The organism is Parasphingomonas halimpatiens (assembly GCF_036663795.1).
GTDB lineage: Bacteria > Pseudomonadota > Alphaproteobacteria > Sphingomonadales > Sphingomonadaceae > Sphingomonas.
In genome coordinates this window covers 1-21,402 of sequence record NZ_JAXOJP010000037.1, presented here as the reverse complement: position 1 = coordinate 21,402, position 21,402 = coordinate 1, and the positions used below count along the sequence as shown (strand labels likewise).

Sequence of the window (21,402 nt, the reverse complement as noted above, 5' to 3'; positions counted from 1 at the left end):
CAAGCGTCGCGCGTTACGGTCCGGGGGCGCGGCGGTCAACCGCATGTGCGAGTTGGCGCACGCTTCGATGCGTCACCGGGTCGCGCCAGCCCGGCACGATGGCGGCGAGCGGCGCGAGGACGAAGGCGCGCTCGCGGAACAGCCGGTGCGGAATGACCAGGTCGGTATCGCCCCAGCAGCCGCCCGACCACAGGATGATGTCGAGGTCGATCACTCGCGCGCCCCAGCGCTGGCCGCGCCGACGGCCGAAGTTCCGCTCGATTCGCTTGAGCCGCGCGAGCAGCGCCGGCGGTGCCTCGTCGCTCACGATCAACGCGGCGGCGTTGGCGAAGCGCCGGATCGACGGGCCGAGCGGCGCGCTGGCAATGATCGGCGACACCGCGATCACCCCGCCCAGCGCATCGATCGCCGCCGCCACTTCGCGCGCCGGGGCGCCGTGGCGCCCGCGCCGGTTCGACCCCAGGCCGATAACATAGCTTGTCCACGCCATGCCGGCACGCCTAACGCGGCACGATGAACTTTGCGACCTCCCCGCTCCCCGCCACCGAACCCCCGCGCGATTGCCCGCGCTGCCCGCGCCTCGTCGCGCTGCGCGAGGCGCTCAGGATCGAATATCCGACCTGGTGGAACGCCCCGGTCAATGCGTTCGGCGATCCCGAGGCGTGGCTCGGCATCATCGGCCTCGCGCCGGGCAAACACGGCGCCAACCGCACCGGCCGCCCCTTTACCGGCGACGCCTCGGGCCCGCTGCTGTTCGACACGCTCAGCCGGTTCGGGCTGGCCAGCGGGACCTATGAGGCCAAACCCGACGACACGCTGCAACTGCACGGGACGATCATCATCAACGCGGTCAAATGCCTGCCGCCCGAGAACAAGCCGACGCCCGAGGAAACGCGCACCTGCCGCCCGTTCCTCGAAGGCCAGGCCGCCGCGCTGCCCAACGCGCGCGTGTTCGTCGCGCTCGGCCAGATCGCGCACCAGTCGGCGGTCAAGATCCTCGGCGGGCGTCTGCCCAAAGCGCGCTTCGCGCATCTCGCCGAGCATCGCATGCCCGACGGCCGCATCCTGATCGATAGCTATCACTGCTCGCGCTACAACCAGAATACCGGGCGACTGACCCCCGACATGTTCGCCGCGGTGTTCGCGCGTGCACTGGAACTCAAGCCCTGACGCCGCCGTCGCGCGGCGCGACGAATCATGCTATGGCGCTGACAAGCAAAGGAGAGATCGCATGTTGCTGTCGCTTGTCCTGTCCGCCGCCGCTGCCGTCCCGGAAGCAGCGCCTCCCGCCAGGCCGATCTGCCCTGCCAGCCGGATCGAGCATGCCGATACCGAGCAATTGAAGCCGCGCCTGGTGCCGCTGGGCGCGATGCCGCCGGCACGACATCTCTTTGCGGTGCTGCACCGCGAGGGTGGGTGCGAGAAGCCGATCGTGATCAGCGAACAGGTCGGCATGCACGGTCGCTGAGGCGTTCGCCGGGCGACCGGACAAGAAAAATGATTTGTTCACGCGGAGGCGCGGAGTTGTTGCGCTCGCGGCGACCGTATCGCGTCGCCGAAATCTCTACACCGGTAGCAAGGTAGTAGGAAGGCGCGCTGTGCGCGATGGCTAACCGCGAACGCAACTCTCCGCGCCTCCGCGCCTCCGCCCGAACAAAATCTTTCTTCTGCTTCAAGCAACGCCGCGCACGCCGCACGCCAGACAGCGACCAGCCTCGCCGGCTAGATATCCTCGACCAGCCGCCCATAAAGCTCCGGCCGGCGATCACGAAAGAAACCGAACGCTGCGCGGTGACGCGCGACACGGTCGAGGTCGAGCGTCGCGGTGATCACCCCTTCCTCCTCGCGGTCGAGCTCGGCAAGGATGTCGCCGCGCTCGTCGGTGATGAAGCTGGTGCCGTAGAAGGTCTGACCATGCTCGGTGCCGACGCGGTTGGCGGCGATCACCGGCACGACGTTCGACACGGCATGGCCGACCATCGCGCGGCGCCACAGCCGCGCGGTGTCGAGGCTGTCGTCATGCGGCTCGTTGCCGATCGCGGTCGGGTAGAACAGTATCTGCGCGCCCATCAGCATCATCGCGCGTGCGGTCTCGGGATACCATTGGTCCCAGCATACCCCCACGCCGAGCGTCGTCGCATCGGGGCCGGGCCACACCTTGAAGCCGGTATTGCCGGGCCGGAAATAGAATTTCTCCTCATAGCCCGGCCCGTCGGGAATATGGCTCTTGCGATAGACGCCCTGGACCGCGCCGTCCGGCCCGATCATCGCCAGCGAGTTGTAGTAATGCGGCCCATCGGCCTCGAAGAAGCTGGTCGGAATGGTCACGCCGAGCTCGGCCGCCAGCGCCTGCATCGCCAGCACCGCGCGGTGCTGGCCGACCGGCCGGGCATTGGCGAACAGCCCCTCATCCTCGACGCGGCAGAAATATTCGCCCTCGAACAGTTCGGGCGGCAGGATGACCTGCGCGCCGCGCGCCTTCGCCTCGCGGACGAGGCGGGTGACGTTGGCGATATTGGTCTCGATATCGGGACCAAAAGCGAGCTGGAGCGCGGCGACGGTGATGCGAGTCATGGCCGCGCCATAACCGATCGTCGGCGCAATGGGCAGTCTTGCGATCAGCCGTTACCCGCAAAAACGCCGTACCGCGCGCGCCATGCCGCCACGTCGCTCCGCAGGTGGGGCGGCGCGGCTTCCCCCGAAATGACGAGGCTGGCGACGTCGCTGTCGGGGTGCATCAGCATCTTCTTCGACCCGTCGCTGAACCAGATGGGCACCAGCTGATCGCACAGCCGGTCGAGGATGATGGCGGCCATGCCCTTGTCGATCACCTGACCGGCAGAGACCGTGCGGACGTTGATCGACACGCCCTCGAAGCAGTTGCGCGGCTCACGCACGAAATTGAGCGAGACGAGCAGGCCCGACCGGTCCGGCCGGGCTTCATCGGGCAGGTCCGCCACCCGTCGCCAACCGCAGAACCATGAGCGACAGATGGCCGGGCGCACGTCATGGATGCCGCACCCATGCGCGCCGAGGTGCACGCAGGGCGTCTCCGCCGGCTTCTTGAAATCGGGCGTATCGACGGTGAGCACGGTGCAGCACGCGGTGCAATCGCCACAGTCCCGGTCGGCGAGGACCGGCCCGAGCAGCATCGTCTCAACATCGGCCGCGCTCTGCATCCGCAGTGGGTTGCCGCGCCCCCGGCACGAATACAAGCGCCCGGCGCGAATTGAACGGTGGGGACCCGCCAATCGTCCGCTATGGACCGGACCAGTGGGAGCAAGTGATATGAGTAATCCGTCAAGACCGTGGGATGCGGCGCTGGTCCGCAAATGGCTGGCGCGCCGGCTCGCCGCCGCGAAGCTCGATCAGGCGGCCGCGGACCGCGCCGGCTACACGGCGCAGGACGATTATGACAAGGCCGCCGCCGAGGAATGGGTGTGCCGTGCGCTGGAAGCCACCGAGTGTGCCGATGAGCAGGCAGCCTTCGCGGCGCGCCTCAAGCAACTGATCGGTCAGGATGACTATAAGGCGACGGGCATCAACGACGATGAGCGCTTCACCCGGCATGTTCGCACCCAGCTCAGGAAGCTGGCGAAGATGACCAAGGCGAATGAGGGGTTCGACAAGACGCTGCGTTATCAGTGAACGCCGCGCGCTACGCCGAACGCGGGCCATCATGCGGGGCGCAAGGGACGAATTTTTCGGGGTAGCTGCGACCCTGTAGCTGACCTACGTCTTCGCGACATGACCATGCCGATGAACGACGCGCAATGGGCGCTGACCGAGAAGGAGAAGCAGACGCTGCGGCTGATCGTGCGCGGCCACGACGCGAAATCGACCGCGCGCAGCCTCGGCCTGTCGGTTCACACGATCAACGAGCGGCTGCGCGATGCGCGGCGCAAGATGGCGGTATCGAGCAGCCGCGAGGCGGCGCGGCTGCTGCTCCAGGTCGAAGGCGGCGCGGTGGTGGCGCCGACCCCCGATTTGTTGGGGGACGAAGGAATCGGGGAGGACTCGGCGCGCGACCGGATGGATCAGGGAGCCGCGCCGATCGACGGCGTGGGGCGGGCCTTTCGTCAGCCCCGGATCATCATCGGAGTTCTCGTCATGACCCTCGCCCTCGCGCTCCTCGCGCTCACCGCCCTGCCGCAGGTGGCTTCCGCGCCGCCCTCGCCGCCGACCACCGCCGACGCCTCGACCGATGCCGCAGTGCTCGACGCCGCGCGCTCGTGGCTCGCGCTGGTGGACGAGGGACGTTGGGACGACAGTTACCGGATGACCGGTGCTACGTTCCGCAAGCTCAACACGGCGCAGGTCTGGGCAGCGGCCTCCGAGAAGGTCCGCGTACCGCTTGGCGCAATGGTGTCACGCACCCTCATCAGCCAGGAGAACCTCCCCGCCCCGCCCCACGGTTATGAGGTGGTCAAGTTCCGCACCCGCTTTGCCAACAAGGCTGAGGCGGTGGAGACGGTCACGCTCGATCGTGAGGATGACGGCTGGCGCGTGGTGGGCGTGACGATCGGGTGAGGCCGGCGGCGGCTGGCTGCCGATCGCTTGGCGGACGGTGACGGACGCCGCCGCCGGGGTTGCCGCCTGCGCCACTGCGGCGCGATGCGAGCAGGATGACGCAGGCGAGTGCGGAAGCGAAGTGTAACAATCTCACGGAACCGCCCCGCTCCAAATCGACTCAGGACCGGGCGTCCGCAATATTCCGCGATCGGCGCGCCGTCGCGCCAATTTCTGACCCGCTAACCAGCGCCGCGGCCACTGCGAAGAGTGATCCGAGCGCGAAGCCGATACGCGGCGCAATCGTCGCGGGAGCGCAGGCGAAGAGAAATCCTGTCAGTATCGCACCTGTCGTCTGGCCGATCAGCCTTGCGGTGCCCTGCATGCCGCCGGCCATGGCGCTCCGGTCGGCCGGCACGGTCAGGAACAGGGTGCGATTATTTGGTACCTGAAAGAGCCCGAAGCCGAGCCCGCTGAGCGCGGCGCCAAGGGCAAGCGGCGCGACGCTCCCCGCTGGCGGCAGCGCGGAGAGCAGTAACCCCGATCCCAGCACCAGCCCACCCGCGACGCATAAAGCCGGCGATCGGAACCGCTCCGCCAGCGGGTTTGCGACGGTGCTGGTCATTGCGACGGTCAAGGGCCAGCAGGTGAACACCAGCCCGGCAGCAAGCGGGCCATGGCCCAGTCCCAGCTGCAGATAAAACGGCAAGGCAAGCAATCCTGTCGACTGGGCCGTGAAGCAACAGACCGAAGCGATCACCGACACGCGAAAGGGGCGAAGCGCCAGCAAATCGACCGGCCAGAGCGGCGCTGCGCGCGACCGCTGCCGCCGGATCAGCGCCACTGCGACGCCAAAGGCTGCCCCGAAAAGCAGAAGCGCCGCAACCGGCTCGCGGATCGCCATGCCTGCCGCGACAAGGATCGTCGCTGCGACCGACGCGTGGAGCGCAATGCTGGGCGTGTCGATCGACCTTGGCTGCACCCTGGCCTCGGTTAGCGCCATCGCGGCGGCAAGCGCGACCGCGCTGATCGGCAGTTTGAACAGGAACAGCCACGGCCAAGGCGCGATCGAAAGCAGAAATGCCCCGGCGACCGGAGCCCCCGCCGAGCAAAGCGCGACCGTCAGCGCGTTCCACCCGATTGCCTTGCCCAGCCGCTCCGGCCCGAGCGCGAGCCGCAGCAGCGCGACGCCAAGCGCCATGATCGCCGCGCCGCCCAGGCCTTGCACGGCGCGCGCCGCCACCAGCATCGGCAAGCTGCTCGCGCTCGCGCAGACGACCGAAGCCGCACTGAACAGGCCAAGGCCGCCCGCAAACAGGCGGCGATAGCCGAATCGTTCTGCGATATGGGCGCAGGGGAGCAGGCCAACCACCAGCGCCGTCTGATAAGCGCTGACGATGAGGATCGCATCGGCGGGAGCGGTCTTGAGCGATGTCGCGATGGTTGGCAGTGCGACGTTGACGAGCCCCGCGTCGAGCACCACCAGCGCCATCGCTGACAGTACCGCGAACACGCTCGCCCGCTCGCGCATCGTAATCCCGCTCATCGCGCCGGCGCGAACCATTCGCCCTCGCGCTCGACAAAGCGGGTAACGCGCCGCTCGACCTGATCCTCATGCCGCAGGTCGCGCTCGGTGAATCGGAACACCAGCGCATCCTCGATCAGGCAGCGCGTGTCGTGGATGTCGCCGGGCAGATAGGCGCGCGCCGCACCGGGGCGCAGCACCACCGTCTCGCGCCGCACCAGTTGCTCGCCGCGCGCATTAGCGACCTTCACATAAGTCCCTACCTCCAGCGCGCCCGATTGGACCCCATAGACGACCCAGGCGCGACCATGATCGTGCGGGGGGCGGTAGAGGCCGTGCCGCTCGGCATGAGCAAGAAGCATGAAACTGTCCGGCTCGCGATGGAGGTCGCGCGTTGCCGGTCGCTCGGCGCGCAGGCTGGCCAGCCAGTCCTCGCTCTCCGCGCTCGCCGTCAACGCGTCGAGATGTGCACGGCAGCGCGCAACCAATGTGGTGCTGACCGGGCTCCAATCGGCCCGCACCGCGGTGACGAATATCTCCAGGCTGTTGTGCGTCATGATCGATGATCCTCCTTCGGAAGCGAAGGATCGTCGTTTATGGCGCCGCAAATTCGTGCGGTAGACGCAGCATTTGCATGGTATCATTGCATTGAACGCGCTATATGGCGGCCCCGCGCCGAGGGCATCCGATGCTACCGCCCGATCTCAATCTCCTCCACACGCTCGATGTGCTGCTAAGCGAAGGCAGCGTGGTGCGCGCTGCGGCGCGGCTCCAGCTCAGCCCCTCGGCGATGAGCCGTGCGCTCACCCGCCTGCGCACCGTGACAGGCGATCCGCTGCTGGTCCGCGCGGGGCGCGGGCTGGTGCCGACTCCACGCGCGACCGAGATGAAGGCCAAGGTCCGCGAGCTCGTCGAGGAAGCCTTCATCCTGCTGCGTCCCGCCGATCGGCTCGAACTGGCGACGCTGGAGCGCAGCTTCACCTTCCGCACGAGCGATGGGTTCGCGGAGACTTTCGGCCCGCCGCTGATCGAGCGCGTGCAGCAGGAGGCACCCCGCGTACGCCTCCGCTTCGTCCGCAAGCTCGACAAGAGCAGCGAAGGCCTTCGCGACGGCAGCGTGGATGTGGAAACCGGTGTGGTTGCCGGAACGAGCGGCCCGGAGGTTCGTGCCCAGGCGCTGTTCACCGATCGCTATATCGGCGTGGTGCGCGGCGATCACCCGCTGGCCCGCACGGGCGTGACGCTGGCCGATTATGCCGCAGGGAGCCATGTGGTGGCATGGCGTCAGGGGATGGATCTTGGCGGCATCGACGAAATGCTCGAGGACGCCGGGCTCGAACGTAACATCATGACCAGCGTGGATGGGTTCTCTGCAGCATTGGCGCTCGCGCGCGGCTCAGACCTCATCGCCACGGCGCCTGAGAAGCACACGGCGGCGTTGCGCGACGGCATGTACAGCTTTCCGCTACCCTTGGCGGTAAATGCGTTCACGATCTCCCTGCTTTGGCATCCACGCCTTGATGGCGATCCCGCGCATCGTTGGCTGCGCGCTTGTGTGCAGGGTGCCTGTCATCCCGGGGGCCGATGACGCTTGTTGCGTTCGCCAAAATCAACGTCCGCTGCATTCAAGTCTCGAAAAGATAAGGCCCGCGCACCGCAACCGCAGGCGCTCGGATCACATCCATCAAGCCGGAATCTGCTGCGAAATACAATGAAAGCTCCCACCCCCCGTCAGGATCGCATCCGCCCTCAGCCCCACCGCCTTGCGCGTCGGGAACAGCGCCTGGATCGCCGCCACCGCCGCCTCGTCATTAGGCGCGCCGTATAGCGGCACCACCACCGCGGCATTGCCGATATAGAAGTTCATGTAGCTTGCCGGCATGATATCCTCGTCGCGCAGCACCCGCCCCGGCGAGGGTAGCCGGACGAGCTCGACCCCGGCATGGCCGGCATCGCGCGCGGCGTGCTGATAGACCAGCCAGTTGGGGTCGTTGTCGAACGCCTCGGGGATCGCCAGCACGCCCGGGGCGACGAAGCGCGCGAGATTGTCGACATGGCCGTCGGTATGATCGTTGAGCAGCCCGTCGCCGAGCCAGATCACCTCGTTCAGCCCGAGGTCCTCGTGCAGGCGGCGTTCGATATCGGCCTGCGACATGGCCGGATTGCGGTTCATGTTGAGCAGGCACTGCCGTGTCGTGACGACACGCCCGGTGCCGTCGCCGTCGATCGCGCCGCCTTCGAGCACCCAGCCACAATGCTCGGCCGGGATGTGCCTTTTGCGCGCCAGCCGCGCGCCGATCGTGTCGTCGCCCGGCAGGTCGTATTTGCCGCCCCAGCCGTTGAAGGTGAACAGCCGCGCCTTGTGGTCGCCGGTGACGATCGGCCCGGTGTCGCGCAGCCAGATATCGCCGAACGGCTCGACCACCACATCGGCGACATCGCCGGCATGACGCCGCGCGGCGAGCGCCGCCTCGTCATCGGCGACGACCAGCAGCACCTTTTCGCCATGCCCGCCGGCATGGACCGCGCGGGCAAAGGCGGCGACCTCGGCGCGCGCCGGCTCGAGATCGTCGACCCACAATTCGGGATGGCTGGGAAAGCCGATCCACACCGCCTTGTGCGGTGCCCATTCGGGCGGGGGTGGTGTGACCGTCATTTTTTGCCTCGTGACGTGGCAGCGCGCGACCGATCGCGGATCGCGCGGAATTCCGCGGTCTTGTACCAGTTGGGCCAGCTGCTGCCGGCGGCAAGCTGGCGGCCGAGCCGGTAATAGAGCGTCAGATCCTCGACCGCGCCCGTCCAGTCCCAGCGCGCATCATATTCGTCCTGCGGCTTGTGATAACGGTTGGCGATGTAATCGAGCGTCGCGGCATGGCCCGCCGCCTCGCCGCCGACGCGCAGATCCTCGCCCGATCCGCCGTCGAGCATCGGCACGCCAAGCTTGGCGAAGCTGAAATGGTCCGAGCGGAAATAACCGCCGCGTTCGGGGTTGGGCTCGGGCTTGATCACGCGGTCCTGCGCCGCGACCAGCGGCACCATCATGTCCTCGAGTTCGGATTTGCCCGCGCCGGCAATGACGAAGTCGCGCGCGCGGCCCTTGACGTTGAGCCCGTCCATATTGACCCCGCCAACGGTGCGGGCGAGCGGATAGACCGGATGCTCGGCATAATAACGCGAGCCGAGCAGCCCCGATTCCTCCGCCGTGACCGACATGAACGCGATCGAGCGCCGCGCCGGGCCGGCCTTGGCCTGCGCCTCGGCGATCGCCACCAGCGCCGCAACGCCCGAGGCATTGTCGATCGCCCCGTTGCAGATCCCGTCGCCCTTGACCGCGTCGCAGTGCCCGAGATGGTCCCAATGCGCGGTATAGAACACCCAGTCGTTCGGCGCGCCGCCCTGCGCTGCCGGCTTGCCCGGCAGGATGCCGATGACGTTCTTCGATGCCTTGCGATGGATCGCGTTGGTGAAGCTGACCGACGCCTTCACCCCGAGCGGCACGGCGCGGAAGCCCTTGTGCTTCGCGGCTTCCGACAATGCATCGAAATCCTGCCCCGCGCTGGCGAACAACTCCTTGGCCTTGGCGAGCTGCATCCAGCCGATCGCCTGGCTCTGGTCCATATGATCGCCCTTTTCGTCGAGCTCGAGCTGCGGCCCGGTCCAGCTCGACTGCACCACGCCCCAGCCATAGGCGGCGGGCTCGCTGTCATGGACGATGATCGCCGCCGCCGCGCCCTGCCGCGCGGCCTCCTCGAACTTGTAGGTCCAGCGGCCATAATAAGTCATCGCCCGGCCCTCGAACAAACCGTCGCGGGTCGGGCTCTGCCAGTCGGGATCGTTGACCAGGATGACCACCGTCTTGCCGTGCACGTCGAGCCCGGCATAGTCGTTCCAGCCGCGCTCGGGTGCGTTGATGCCATAACCGACGAACACCACGTCGGAATTGGCGACATCGATCTTCGGCGTGACGCGGTAGGTCGCGATGACCAGGTCCTTGCGATATTCGAGGCTGACCGGCGCCTTGCCGCCGGTGAAGGTCAGCGGCGAGACGTTCTGCGCATCGATCTCGACCATCGGCACCGGCTGGAACCAGCTGCCATGGTTGCCGGGCTTCAGCCCCGCCGCCTTGAAGCGCGAGACGATATAGGCGGTCGCCTTGCCCTCGGCTGGCGTGGTCGGCTTGCGCCCCTCGAACGCGTCCGAGGACAATGTCCGCGTCACATCCTTCAACGTCTGGACCGAGATCGCCGGCGGCGGCGCGTCGCGCGCGATGGCGGCGGAGCCGAGCAGCGCGAGACCGAGCAGAAAGGCAGAACGCATGATTTTCCCCAGATCAAAAGAATGCCGCCGTTCTGGCAGCGTCTCATGGACCGCGCAACCATGGCGGCCTAACGTGCTTGTGGGCTGCGGCGATGTTGCTAGCATCGGCACAAGGTAATGAAATTGGGGGGAAGAATGATCCGGTCGCTAATAATGAGCGCGGCGATATTGCTGATCGCGCAGCCCGCACGGGCTTCGAGCGACGCGGCAGTGCGCTTTGGCACACGCGAAGCGGTCGATGACATCAGCCTGTCGCCCGATGGCAAGAATATCGCTTTCATCGGTGCCACGCCAGGGCGTACGAGCACCTTGTTCGTCGTATCGACGGCGGACGGTCAGCCAAAAGCGGTCATGAGCTCGAGCGGCGACACCGACCACTTGGAGTGGTGCCGCTGGTCGACGAACGTACGCCTGGTGTGCGCGATCGACGTGATCCAGACCGACAGCGTCGGCCCATTGGACATCACCCGACTGATCACCGTGGATGCCGACGGCAAGAACCTGAAATCCATCACGCCGCGAAACGCATCGCGGACCAATTTCGGCGGAGAGGTCATCGATTGGTCGGGTGATGGCACCGGCGGATCACTATTGATGCTGCGCCGCTACGTGTCCGATGAAGCCACGGGCAATCTCACCGCACGGACGCGCGATGGCGTCGGCGTCGACCGCGTCGATACTACGACGCTGACCCACACCACGATCGAACCCCCAAAGGCAAGCGCAACGGAATATATCAGCGACGGCCACGGTACCGTGCGGATGATGGTGCTGCGGAGCAATGACGGAGAGGGGTACATCAAGGGCGCCAAGGTCTATTATTATCGCAAAGCGGGCAGTCGGGAATGGCTGCCCTTCGGCCCAATTGCGGATACCGCCGGATTCCAGCCGCTCGGCGTCGATGGACAGCGTAACGTGGTTTATGGCGCAGCCGATAAGGACGGGCGCGCCGCGCTCTATACGATAACCCTCGACGACAGTTTGAAGAGAGAATTGGTACTGGCACGGTCAGATGTCGATATCGACGGACTTGTAATGATTGGACGACAGCATCGCATCGTAGGCGCAAGTTTCGCGAACGAGCGGCGACAGATCGAATTCTTCGATCCGGAGTTACGACGCCTGACGAATTCGCTGTCCAAGGCGCTTCCCGGCCTGCCGCTTGTCAGTTTCGTCGGCGCCAGCGCCGACGAGGGGCGACTGCTGCTGTTCGCCGGTAGCGATGTTGACCCGGGTCATTACTATTTGTTCGACAAGGCCACTCATGGGCTCACCGAGGTGCTTCCGGCACGCCCTCAACTCACCGGGACCAAGTTGGCGGCCGTCAAGCCGGTCAGCTTCCCGGCGGGAGATGGTACGATGATTCCCGCCTATCTGACCCTGCCAACGGGCAGCGACGGCAAGAACCTTCCCGCGATCGTTCTGCCGCATGGCGGACCCGACGCCCGCGACGAATGGGGTTTCGACTGGCTCGCCCAATTCCTGGCCAATCGTGGCTATGCCGTGCTTCAACCCAATTATCGCGGTTCTGCCGGCTACGGCACTGCGTTCTTGCGGAAGAACGGATATCAATCCTGGCGCGCGGCGATCGGCGATATCAATGACGGTGGCCGATGGCTGGTCAAACAGGGCATTGCCGATTCGACCAAGCTGGCGATCCTCGGTTGGTCCTATGGCGGCTACGCCGCGCTGCAATCGAACGTGCTCGACCCGCAATTGTTCAAGGCGATCATCGCCGTGGCTCCGGTAACCGATTTGGAAACCTTGCGCCACGAGCATGAAACCTTCACCAACTATCAGTTGGTCGATGCTCAGATCGGCCACGGCCCCCATGTCCGTGAGGGTTCGCCGGCACAAAACGCCGGGCGTATCATCGCACCGGTTCTGCTCTTTCACGGCTCTCTCGACTATACCGTAGGTGTCGACCATTCACGCATGATGGCCTCGCGTCTGAAAGGCGCGGGGCGGCAAGTGGAACTGGTCGAATATGCGGGGCTTGAGCACCAGCTTAACGACAGCAATGTGCGCGCCGAGATGCTCGACAAGATGGACGCCTTCCTGCGCACCTCGCTCAAGCTGCCACCAGCGCCATGATGGAAAGACGCCGGTCGTTGCCGGTCTTTCCCAATCCTGAACGGGACGGAAAGGCAGAAGGGATCATTTGCCCCATGCCAGACAACGCTCGTCACTCCGGCAGCATCGCAGGGGCCGCGCCCCCGTCGTGACCCAAGTTGCTCATCGGCGACCGCAGAATCGGCATCCTGCCGCAAAATATTGAATTCCGGGGAGAGTGAGAATGATCCGATCTTCAATCGTCGCAACGGCCATGTTGCTCGTTGCGCATCAGGCAGAAGCGAAAAGCGACGCTGCGGCACGCTTCGGCGCGCGGGAGGATGTTCAGCAAATCAGCCTGTCGCCCGACGGCAAGCGCGTTGCGATCGTACAACCTGCGTCGGGGCGCGGCATGGCCTTGCTCATCGCCTCCCCCGATACCGGCGCAGTGCAGAGCGTGCTCCGGGCATCGGGCGATCCCGACCGCCTGACCAGTTGTCGCTGGGCCACCAATGACCGGCTCACCTGCGAGATCGAGATGATCGTCAGCGATGGCAGCGACAAGCTGAGCTATTCGCGCATCATTGCGGTCGACGCCGACGGCAAGAACCTCAAGCTGCTGATGAACCAGACGACCTCGCGCTCGCTCGGCGTCGCTCAGGATGGCGGCCAGGTGATCGACTGGCAAACCGGGCAGCAGGATGCCAGCGTGCTGATGACGCAGGTCTATGTGCCCGAGGCCACCACCGGCACGCATATGGCCAGCGAACGCCAGGGCATGGGCGTCGATCGGATCGATACCGTGACCCTCAAACGTACGCGGGTCGAGTCACCATTGCCCGACGCGGTCGAATATATTTCCGACGGCCGGGGCGCAGTGCGGATCATGGCGACGCGCGGTTCGGACAGCGGCGGATATCTCAAGAATGAGGTTCATTATTTTTACCGTGCCAAGGGAAGTCATCAATGGCGACCGCTCAGCACGGTCATCTATAACGGCGACGTCTCGACCGGCTTTTCGCCTCTCGCGGTCGATAGCGACCATGACGTCGCTTATGGCTTCGACGCGACGAACGGGCACACCGCCTTGTTCGCGATGGCGCTCGACGGGTCGGACAAGCGCGAGCCGGTGCTGACGCGGAACGATGTCGATATCGACGATCTGGTCCGCATCGGTCGCCAGAACCGCGTCGTCGGCGCGAGCTTCGTCACTGACCGGCGACAGGTGGAGTTCTTCGACCCGGCAGTCAGCAAGATCGTGCAGTCGCTGTCCAGGGCATTGCCCAAACTTCCGCTGATATCGATCGTCGATGCCTCGGCCGATGAGAGCCGGCTGCTGCTCTTCGCGGGCAGCGATACGGACCCGGGCCACTATTACCTGTTCGACAAGGCCACCCACCAGCTTTCCGAGGTCCTGCCGGTCCGGCCGCAACTCGCCAACATGGTGCTCTCGCCGGTCAAGCCGATCACCTTTCCCGCCGCCGACGGCACGATGATCCCGGCCTATTTGACGCTGCCACCGGGCAGCGATGGCAAGAACCTGCCCGCCATCGTCTTGCCGCATGGCGGGCCCGATGCGCGCGACGAATGGGGTTTTGACTGGCTCGCGCAGTTCCTCGCCAATCGCGGCTATGCCGTGCTGCAGCCCAATTTCCGCGGCTCGACCGGCTATGGCGAAGCCTATTTCGCCAAGAACGGCTTCCAGTCATGGCGGATCGCCATCGGCGACGTGACCGATGGCGGGCGGTGGCTGGTCAAGCAGGGAATCGCCGACCCGGCCAAGCTGGCGATCGTCGGCTGGTCCTATGGCGGTTATGCCGCCTTGCAATCCAATGTGCTCGATCCGTCACTCTTCAAAGCGGTAATCGCCGTCGCGCCGGTCACGGATCTCGAGACCCTTCGCGCGGAACATGAGAATTTTACCGACTTCAACCTTGTCAGCGCGCAGATCGGCACCGGCGCTCATGTTCGCGCCGGCTCACCGGCGCAAAATGCCGCTCGCTTCATTGCACCCGTGCTGATCTTCCACGGCGATCTCGACGCGAATGTCGGCATCGGCGAGTCGCGTCTGATGGCGTCGCGGCTGAAAGCCGCGGGCAAGTCCGTCGAGCTGGTCGAATATCATCATCTCGCCCACCAACTCGACGACAGCAATGTGCGCGCCGAGATGCTCGACAAGATGGACGTCTTCCTGCGCGCGTCGTTACACCTGCCGCCGGCACCATAACGCAAAAGGGCGGCCGTTACCGGCCGCCCTTTCGATCGTACTGTGCGAACCAGATCAGCGCGAGTAGAACTCGACGACCAGGTTCGGTTCCATCTTCACCGGATAGGGCACCTCGTCGAGCGTCGGTACGCGCGTGAAGGTGATCTTGGCGGCGCCGTCGGGAGCGACATAATCGGGGATGTCGCGCTCGGCGAGGCTCTGCGCTTCCATCACCAGCGCCATCTCCTGCGCCTTGGCGCCGAGCGTGATCTCCTGGCCCGGGAAGACGCGGCGCGACGCGATGTTGCACTTCACGCCGTTGACGCGGACATGGCCGTGCGAAACGAGCTGGCGCGCGGCGAACACCGTCGGCGCGAACTTGGCGCGATAGACGATGATGTCGAGGCGCTGCTCGAGCAGGCCGATCAGGTTCTGGCTGGTATCGCCCTTCATGCGGGCGGCCTCATGGTAGCAAGCGCGGAACTGCTTCTCGGTCACGTCGCCATAATAGCCCTTGAGCTTCTGCTTGGCGCGCAGCTGGATGCCGAAGTCAGAGACCTTGCCCTTGCGGCGCTGGCCGTGCTGGCCGGGGCCGTATTCACGCTTGTTCACCGGGGACTTGGGACGACCCCAGATGTTCTCGCCCATGCGGCGATCGAGCTTGTACTTGGCGCTGGAGCGCTTCGACATCGTAATAACCTTCGTGCAAGTGCCAACAACAAGACCGGCCCACGCCACAGGCATGAGCCGATCGATACCCGGTCATCGCTCCACCCGTCAGGGCAGGGCCGCCGCTTCACCGGGGTGCGGAGCCTTTTGCGAAGCGGCGCCGCTAGCCGAGACGGGCCCGGGAGTCAAATCCGGACGGGAGCGCAGAGGCCCAAGCAGCGCGCGATCGTCACTCGCGACGCACTTCCGGCTCGTTCTGGGACTGGCGCGCGACGTCGCTTTCCTGCCACTCGGCAGCAGTCTTGCAGATCATCTTCGGGATACGCGAGGATGTCCGCTCGTCAGCGCGGCAGATCTTCTTTTCCTTTTTCGGCTTCTCCTGCGGCGCGGCGACCGGGGCCGAGGCGGCGTCCGTGTCGGGCGCCGTGGCCAGGGCGGGGGAGCTGAATGCGAGAAGCGACGCGAGCAGGAAGGTCATAGAAACTCCAAGAATAACGCCCTGCTCCTAGGCGACATCGCCAGGAGTGCAAAGCCGAATCACGATCCTTTTCAAGGCCGTGGCCGCTTCTTGCCGGCCAGCGCCGAGAGTACGCCGCGCATCGTGCGGATCTCCATGCTCGACCAGCCGGGCTTGGTGAGCATGGTGCGCAGCGTGCGGCGGGTGGTCGGGGCGCGGTCGGGCGGGAAGTAGAAGCCAGTCTCCCCGAGCATCGCCTCGAGCTGCGCGATCATGCCTTCGAGATCCTCCTGCGGGGCGGGATCGGGCAGTGCGGTTTCGGGCGGCGAGGCGAGGCCCATGCCCTTCGACCATTCGTACGCAACGACGATGACGGCCTGGGCGAGGTTGAGACTGCTGAAGGCGGGGTTGATCGGCACGGTGACGATCGCGCGGGCGAGCGCGACGTCGTCGGTGGCTAGCCCTGAGCGCTCGGCACCGAACAGGATCGCGGAACGCGCCGGGGCGGTGTGGATCGCGCGCGCGGCCTGCTCCGGCGTGAAGACCGGCTTGGTCACGCCGCGCTTGCGCACCGTGGTGGCGTAGACGTGCGGGCAGTCGGCAACCGCGGCGGCGACGCTGTCGAACACTACCGCCTGATCGAGCACGGCGTCGGCGCCGCTCGCGGCGGGGCCGGCCGAGGGGTTGGGCCAGCCGTCGCGCGGGGTGACGAGGCGCAGCTCGGTCAGCCCGAAGTTGAGCATCGCCCGCGCCGCCTTGCCGATATTCTCGCCGAGCTGCGGGCGGACGAGGACGATCACGGGCGGCGCCGCCGTCACACCGGTCAACCCCTGCTCACCTCGCTGCCGACCTCGGCGACCGAGCCGGCGAACTCCTCGAAGTCGCGCGCCTCGCTGAAGTCGCGATAGACGCTGGCGAAGCGGATATAGGCGACCGAATCGAGGCCCTTCAAACCGTCCATCACCATCTCGCCGATGCGCTGCGACGAGACCTCGCTTTCGCCGAGCGTCTCGAGCTGGCGCTGGATGCCCGAGACGAGCTTCTCCAGCCGCACCGCGTCGATCGGCCGCTTGCGCGCGGCGATCGACACCGAGCGGAGCAGCTTGTCGCGGTCGAACGGCTCGCGCCTGATCCCGCCCTGGTCGCCCTCGCTCTTCATCACGACGAGTTCGCGCAACTGGATGCGTTCGAAGGTGGTGAAACGCGCGGCGCAACCCTCGCACTGGCGGCGGCGACGGATCGCGGCGCCGTCCTCGGTGGGACGGCTGTCCTTCACCTGGCTGTCTTCATGGCCGCAAAAGGGGCAACGCAAAGCCCTAGCCCTTCGACAGCTTGGTGTAGGCGGCGATGCCGGCGCCGACGATGGCACCGGTGATCGGGCCGACGAACGGGATGGGGATCGCCGCGACGGCACCGATCGCGGCACCCTTGGCCATGCGCGCGCCGAGCGAGGAGTCGCCGCTGCCGGTGGCGCGCTGGCGCGCGTCTTCCGAGAAGGCGCGGGCAGCACGAAGATCGTCATCGGCGGTGGTGCGCCAGTGGGTGGCGGACTCGGCTTGCTTCGCTCCGCAGGCGGAGCAGAAGTTGGCGCCGGATTCGAGGGTGTGGCCGCAGGCCTGGCAAGGGAGACTCACTGCCCCTCTCCCCTACCCTCTCCCCGCAAGCGGGGAGAGGGAGTAACGTTGCCACTCATATCAAAAACCCTCCGCGTAGATCGGGAAGCGGGCGCAGAGGGTGGCGACGCGCTCGCGGACGGCGGCTTCGATCTGGCCGTCGCCGGCCTCGCCATTCTTGCGCAAGCCGTCGAGCACGTCGGCGACCATGTTGCCGATCTCGCGGAACTCGGCCGGGCCGAAGCCGCGCGTGGTGCCGGCGGGGGAGCCGACGCGGATGCCGCTGGTCTTGGTCGGCGGCAAAGGATCGTTGGGGATGCCGTTCTTGTTGCAGGTGATGCCGGCGCGCTCCAGTGCCTCGTCGGCGTCCTTGCCGGTCACGCCGAGCGGCGACAGGTCGACCAGCGCGAGATGGGTGTCGGTGCCGCCCGAGACGATCTCCGCGCCGCGCTCCTTGAGCGTCGCGGCGAGGACCTTGGCGTTCTCGACCACGGCGGCGATGTAGCTGCGATATTCGGGGCGCAGCGCCTCGCCAAAGGCGACCGCCTTGGCGGCGATGACGTGCATCAGCGGGCCGCCCTGCAGCCCCGGGAACACCGCCGAGTTGATCTTCTTGGCGACGGCCTCGTCATTGGTCAGCACCATGCCGCCGCGCGGGCCGCGCAGCGTCTTGTGCGTGGTGGTGGTGACGACATGCGCATGGGGCAGCGGCGAGGGATGCAGGCCGCCGGCGACGATGCCCGCGAAATGCGCCATATCGACCATGAAATAGGCGCCGACCTCATCGGCAATGGCGCGGAACCGGGCGAAGTCGATCTGGCGCGGATAGGCCGAGCCGCCGGTGATGATCAGCTTGGGCTTGTGCTCGCGGGCGAGGCGCGCGACCTCGTCATAGTCGATCAGGTGGGTGTCGGGCGTGACGCCATATTGCACGGCGTTGAACCACTTGCCCGACATCGCCGCCCTGGCGCCGTGGGTGAGGTGGCCGCCGGCATCAAGGCTGAGCCCCATGATGGTGTCGCCGGGTTTGGTCAGCGCGAGCATCACCGCGCCATTGGCCTGCGCGCCGCTATGCGGCTGGACATTGGCGAAGCCGCAATCGAACAGTTGCCTGGCGCGCTCGATCGCCAGCGTCTCGACCTCGTCCGAAGGTTCGCAGCCCTGGTAATAACGCTTGCCGGGATAACCTTCGGCGTACTTGTTGGTCAGCACCGAGCCCTGCGCCTCGAGCACCGCGCGCGAGACGATGTTCTCGCTGGCGATCAGCTCGATCTGGGTCTGCTCGCGGCGCAGTTCATGGCGGATGCCGGCGAAGATCGCGGGATCGGCCTCTTCAAGGCCGCGGGTGAAGAAGCCGTCGGGCTGGACGTCGTGGAGCGTCGAGGGGCTGGTGCTCATGCGGGATCCTTCACGCTGGTCGGGAAAGGGGGTTGGCCGAGTTTATCGATGCGGGCGGCGTGGCGGCCGCCCTCGAAATCGGCCGAGAGGAAGGCGGCGAGACAGGCGGTGGCCATGTCCTCGCCGATAAGGCGGGCGCCGAGCGCAATGGCGTTGGCGTCGTTATGCTGGCGCGCGAGCGTGGCGGCATAGGGATTGTCGACCAAAGCGCAGCGCAGCGCGGGGTGGCGGTTGACCGCGATCGAGATGCCGATGCCCGAGCCGCACAAGGCAACGCCGCGTTCCGCCCGGCCATCGGCGACGGCGCGGGCGAGCGCGAAACCGTAATCGGGATAATCGACGCGCGCGTCGCTGTCGGGGCCGAGATCGAGCACGTCATGCCCCTGCCCACGCAGCCACCCGGCCAGCACGGCCTTGAGCGCGAAGGCGGCGTGATCCGAAGCGATGGCGATGCGCATGGTTGGGCGCGGTTCCCGGTTAATGGCGTGGACGGGCGGCCTTTACGCAAAGCGTCACGCAATTGCCATGGGGCACGAGACCCCTTTGGGGGCGGCAAAAGAGGATTTCGCTGCGCACGGGCGGCAAATGACGGGCCAGTATCGGCGCGCAGGGCAGGCAAGACGCGCGCAAGAACAAAAGAGTTTTGACGACCGACGGGGGGTCGCTTCGCCGCCGGATGTTGGACGGTCGGCGCCAGACGCGGGAAGGTATACGGCGCCGAACCCAACACGGCATGCTGCGGCTTTACAGGGGTGGGCGGCCCGCGGCGGCGAGACGATGTCTTGGCGGCCAAGAAATACTTATGACGGCGCGCGGCGTTGTTCGTCATCTTTACTGCCTCCTTGCGCCGGCGACGATGCCGGCGAATCCAACCATGACGTGGGGCGATGCGAGCGTTTCGCGGCGCGCCGGCGGGAGGTTTGGCCGATTGCCGTGGCGGGGTGAATCAGTTCGAGCGTCGGCGGGGATTCTTGACAAGATATGCCGTCAATGGCATATTCCTTTCATGGCATGCGACGTCGAATATACCGACGAGTTTGGCGACTGGTGGTCAAGCCTGTCGGCGGCGGAGCAAGTCGACGTGGCGGCAACCGTCACCCTGCTCGAAGAGCGTGGTGTCCGGCTCGGCTTTCCGCAATCATCGGGGATCAGCGGCTCCCGCCATAGCCATATGCGCGCGTTGCGGGTTCAGAGCGGCGGCAATCCGATCCGGGTGTTCTACGCGTTCGACCCGCGACGTTCGGCAATCCTGCTGATCGGCGGCGACAAGACGGGCGATGATCGCTTCTACGAGGTCTTCGTGCCGATTGCCGACGATCTGTACGACGAGCATCTCGCGACATTGAGGATGGAAGGATTGATATGAGCGGGCGCAAGCACTTCGACACGTTGCGTGCGGCGATGACGCCGGCCCAGCGAATCGCCGTGGCCGAGAAGGTTGCGGTGTTGCGTGCGGAGATGACGCTGGCCGAACTGCGCCAGGCAAGGCAGCTGACGCAGGAAACGCTGAGCGGCACCTTGCATGTCGGGCAGGCCGCCGTCGCCAAGATGGAGAAGCGCACCGACATGTATGTCGGCAATCTGCGGCGCTTCGTCGAGGCGATGGGCGGGCAGCTGGATGTGGTTGCCCGATTCCCGGAAGGATCGGTGAAGATCAGCAATTTTGCCGAGATCGGGGAAGATGACAGCGTGAAGTAGGCCAGGCAAGATCGCGGCGGCGACGCTCCGGACCGTCAGCCACACCACCATTATTTTGCCAGCGCCGGCTACGATTGGGCATGACGCAATCGTTCAGCGCGAACGTGCGCCACCGGCCGACGCGGCAACCCAAGGAAGGCCCGCAAGGCCGCTCGACCGCGGCGCGATGAACCCGCGATAACAGGTGCGTTCAGACCCGATGCACGACGTGGAGCCCAGAAGGGCATCACCCAAGCACTTCCATCGGGAGATGATCGATGATCAAGAAATTCCTGACTGCCGCCGCGCTGGCCGGCATCGCCATGACCGGCCTCGCCGCCGCCCCCGCCTCGGCCCAGAGCCGCGGCTATGACGGTTATGGCTATGGCCAGGGTTACGACCAGGGCTATCAATATCGCGACCATGACCGCCGCGAGCGCGAGCGCCAGTGGCGCCGCCACCACCGCCATCACGACATGCGCGGCTGGGGCCACGACAATGATCGCCGCGACGGCTATCGCGACGACCGGCGTGGGCACGACCAGCGCGACGAATATCGCGACGGTGGTTATTATCGCCGCTGAGGCGGGCGGTGATGCCTGAGTGAATGACGTGGAACGGGGCCGTGCGGGAGTGCGGCCCTGTTTTTTTGTGTGTGATCGGCCGGCGCGTCACGGGCCAAATCGCTGCGCGGCATTTGACCAAGCTCTGTGGCCGCCGGGTTATGGGCATCAACCGGGGTGGCAAAGGTGGGTGGAAAGCGGAACGGCCGCTTTCGGGCGCTCAGGGAGCGATTTCGGTCCTTCATTCAGCTTAGCCCGGGTGGCAGCTTCGCGCCAAATTGCGGCGGTTTAAGCCGGCGACCGCTGCTCCCAGAAGCTGCCGGTGGTCGAGCGTCCGTTATTCGATGGGAAGCGTACCTATTCCCTCCACAGCATTGCTTTTGTGATCCGCCTCACACGGTCGTTGAACAGCGCAA

General features: G+C 66.1%; 24 protein-coding genes. 10 read left to right on the top strand and 14 right to left on the bottom strand.

Annotated features, from left to right (window positions below; all coding sequences use genetic code 11):
- Positions 1-13: 13 nt before the first annotated feature.
- Positions 14-490: a 2-amino-4-hydroxy-6-hydroxymethyldihydropteridine diphosphokinase gene (folK, locus tag U1839_RS22925; protein WP_332805897.1), complete on the bottom strand. Its 477-nt coding sequence runs from the start codon at positions 488-490 to the stop codon at positions 14-16.
- Between the two features lie 23 nt (positions 491-513).
- On the opposite strand from folK, the gene U1839_RS22920 reads away from it, so the two are divergent.
- Both U1839_RS22920 and U1839_RS22915 read left to right on the top strand, forming a co-directional pair.
- Entirely contained in the window at positions 514-1,170 is a 657-nt protein-coding gene (locus tag U1839_RS22920; RefSeq protein WP_332805896.1) for a uracil-DNA glycosylase, read from the top strand.
- A 61-nt stretch (positions 1,171-1,231) separates the two neighbouring features.
- Positions 1,232-1,468 carry a hypothetical protein gene (locus tag U1839_RS22915; RefSeq protein WP_332805895.1) on the top strand — a complete coding sequence of 79 codons (237 nt, stop codon included), beginning with the start codon at positions 1,232-1,234 and terminating at the stop codon, positions 1,466-1,468.
- 254 nt (positions 1,469-1,722) lie between these two features.
- Here U1839_RS22915 and aguB read toward each other — a convergent pair whose 3' ends face one another.
- Together aguB and U1839_RS22905 are read right to left on the bottom strand one after the other, a co-directional pair.
- Positions 1,723-2,574: an N-carbamoylputrescine amidase gene (aguB, locus tag U1839_RS22910; protein WP_332805894.1), complete on the bottom strand. Its 852-nt coding sequence runs from the start codon at positions 2,572-2,574 to the stop codon at positions 1,723-1,725.
- A gap of 44 nt (positions 2,575-2,618) precedes the next feature.
- Positions 2,619-3,179, bottom strand: coding sequence for a YkgJ family cysteine cluster protein (locus U1839_RS22905; RefSeq protein WP_332805893.1), 561 nt, complete (start codon positions 3,177-3,179; stop codon positions 2,619-2,621).
- Positions 3,180-3,288: 109 nt separating this feature from the next.
- On the opposite strand from U1839_RS22905, the gene U1839_RS22900 reads away from it, so the two are divergent.
- On the top strand, positions 3,289-3,648 hold the full coding sequence (locus U1839_RS22900) for a hypothetical protein (RefSeq protein WP_332805892.1): 360 nt from the start codon (positions 3,289-3,291) through the stop codon (positions 3,646-3,648).
- A gap of 99 nt (positions 3,649-3,747) precedes the next feature.
- On the top strand, positions 3,748-4,530 hold the full coding sequence (locus U1839_RS22895; RefSeq protein ID WP_332805891.1) for a helix-turn-helix domain-containing protein: 783 nt from the start codon (positions 3,748-3,750) through the stop codon (positions 4,528-4,530).
- A 160-nt stretch (positions 4,531-4,690) separates the two neighbouring features.
- Here the strand turns inward: U1839_RS22895 and U1839_RS22890 are convergent, their stop codons facing one another.
- Positions 4,691-6,055 (bottom strand): MFS transporter, encoded by a 1,365-nt coding sequence (locus U1839_RS22890; RefSeq protein ID WP_332805890.1) that lies wholly within the window; start codon positions 6,053-6,055, stop codon positions 4,691-4,693.
- Positions 6,052-6,591, bottom strand: coding sequence for a hypothetical protein (locus U1839_RS22885; RefSeq protein ID WP_332805889.1), 540 nt, complete (start codon positions 6,589-6,591; stop codon positions 6,052-6,054). Before U1839_RS22885 ends, U1839_RS22890 begins: the two co-directional genes overlap by 4 nt.
- A gap of 104 nt (positions 6,592-6,695) precedes the next feature.
- Between U1839_RS22885 and U1839_RS22880 the strand changes: the two genes are divergently transcribed.
- On the top strand, positions 6,696-7,622 hold the full coding sequence (locus U1839_RS22880; RefSeq protein ID WP_332805888.1) for a LysR family transcriptional regulator: 927 nt from the start codon (positions 6,696-6,698) through the stop codon (positions 7,620-7,622).
- Positions 7,623-7,718: 96 nt separating this feature from the next.
- Here the strand turns inward: U1839_RS22880 and U1839_RS22875 are convergent, their stop codons facing one another.
- On the bottom strand, positions 7,719-8,690 hold the full coding sequence (locus U1839_RS22875; protein WP_332805887.1) for an agmatine deiminase family protein: 972 nt from the start codon (positions 8,688-8,690) through the stop codon (positions 7,719-7,721).
- Positions 8,687-10,351, bottom strand: coding sequence for a M28 family metallopeptidase (locus U1839_RS22870; protein WP_332805886.1), 1,665 nt, complete (start codon positions 10,349-10,351; stop codon positions 8,687-8,689). The genes U1839_RS22875 and U1839_RS22870 overlap by 4 nt, the downstream gene beginning before the upstream one ends.
- Before the next feature lie 153 nt (positions 10,352-10,504).
- Between U1839_RS22870 and U1839_RS22865 the strand changes: the two genes are divergently transcribed.
- Both U1839_RS22865 and U1839_RS22860 read left to right on the top strand, forming a co-directional pair.
- A complete protein-coding gene (locus tag U1839_RS22865) occupies positions 10,505-12,445 on the top strand; it encodes an alpha/beta hydrolase family protein (protein ID WP_332805885.1) in 1,941 nt (646 codons plus the stop codon).
- A gap of 202 nt (positions 12,446-12,647) precedes the next feature.
- Positions 12,648-14,630, top strand: a complete 1,983-nt coding sequence (locus U1839_RS22860) for an alpha/beta hydrolase family protein (RefSeq protein WP_332805884.1) — start codon at positions 12,648-12,650, stop codon at positions 14,628-14,630.
- A 54-nt stretch (positions 14,631-14,684) separates the two neighbouring features.
- Here U1839_RS22860 and rpsD read toward each other — a convergent pair whose 3' ends face one another.
- The 7 genes from rpsD to rpiB all read right to left on the bottom strand — a co-directional run bounded on the left by rpsD (position 14,685) and on the right by rpiB (position 19,204).
- Positions 14,685-15,299 carry a 30S ribosomal protein S4 gene (gene rpsD / locus U1839_RS22855; protein ID WP_281128965.1) on the bottom strand — a complete coding sequence of 205 codons (615 nt, stop codon included), beginning with the start codon at positions 15,297-15,299 and terminating at the stop codon, positions 14,685-14,687.
- Positions 15,300-15,507: 208 nt separating this feature from the next.
- Positions 15,508-15,756: a hypothetical protein gene (locus U1839_RS22850; RefSeq protein ID WP_332805883.1), complete on the bottom strand. Its 249-nt coding sequence runs from the start codon at positions 15,754-15,756 to the stop codon at positions 15,508-15,510.
- 71 nt (positions 15,757-15,827) lie between these two features.
- Complete coding sequence (locus U1839_RS22845; protein ID WP_443030655.1) at positions 15,828-16,562, bottom strand: RNA methyltransferase; 735 nt, start codon at positions 16,560-16,562, stop codon at positions 15,828-15,830.
- Positions 16,559-17,047 carry a transcriptional regulator NrdR gene (nrdR, locus tag U1839_RS22840; protein ID WP_332805882.1) on the bottom strand — a complete coding sequence of 163 codons (489 nt, stop codon included), beginning with the start codon at positions 17,045-17,047 and terminating at the stop codon, positions 16,559-16,561. The genes U1839_RS22845 and nrdR overlap by 4 nt, the downstream gene beginning before the upstream one ends.
- Before the next feature lie 4 nt (positions 17,048-17,051).
- Positions 17,052-17,369, bottom strand: a complete 318-nt coding sequence (locus U1839_RS22835) for a zinc ribbon domain-containing protein (protein ID WP_332805881.1) — start codon at positions 17,367-17,369, stop codon at positions 17,052-17,054.
- Between the two features lie 60 nt (positions 17,370-17,429).
- Positions 17,430-18,746 carry a serine hydroxymethyltransferase gene (gene glyA, locus U1839_RS22830; protein ID WP_332805880.1) on the bottom strand — a complete coding sequence of 439 codons (1,317 nt, stop codon included), beginning with the start codon at positions 18,744-18,746 and terminating at the stop codon, positions 17,430-17,432.
- A complete protein-coding gene (gene rpiB / locus U1839_RS22825) occupies positions 18,743-19,204 on the bottom strand; it encodes a ribose 5-phosphate isomerase B (RefSeq protein WP_332805879.1) in 462 nt (153 codons plus the stop codon). Before rpiB ends, glyA begins: the two co-directional genes overlap by 4 nt.
- Before the next feature lie 344 nt (positions 19,205-19,548).
- Between rpiB and U1839_RS22820 the strand changes: the two genes are divergently transcribed.
- From U1839_RS22820 to U1839_RS22810, 3 genes are all read left to right on the top strand, one after another.
- The gene (locus U1839_RS22820) at positions 19,549-20,112 is read left to right on the top strand and encodes a type II toxin-antitoxin system RelE/ParE family toxin (RefSeq protein WP_332805878.1); all 564 of its coding nucleotides are present in this window, start codon (positions 19,549-19,551) and stop codon (positions 20,110-20,112) included.
- Positions 20,109-20,444: an XRE family transcriptional regulator gene (locus U1839_RS22815; RefSeq protein ID WP_332805877.1), complete on the top strand. Its 336-nt coding sequence runs from the start codon at positions 20,109-20,111 to the stop codon at positions 20,442-20,444. Before U1839_RS22820 ends, U1839_RS22815 begins: the two co-directional genes overlap by 4 nt.
- A gap of 257 nt (positions 20,445-20,701) precedes the next feature.
- A complete protein-coding gene (locus tag U1839_RS22810; RefSeq protein ID WP_332805876.1) occupies positions 20,702-21,007 on the top strand; it encodes a hypothetical protein in 306 nt (101 codons plus the stop codon).
- The last annotated feature ends 395 nt before the right edge of the window (positions 21,008-21,402 follow it).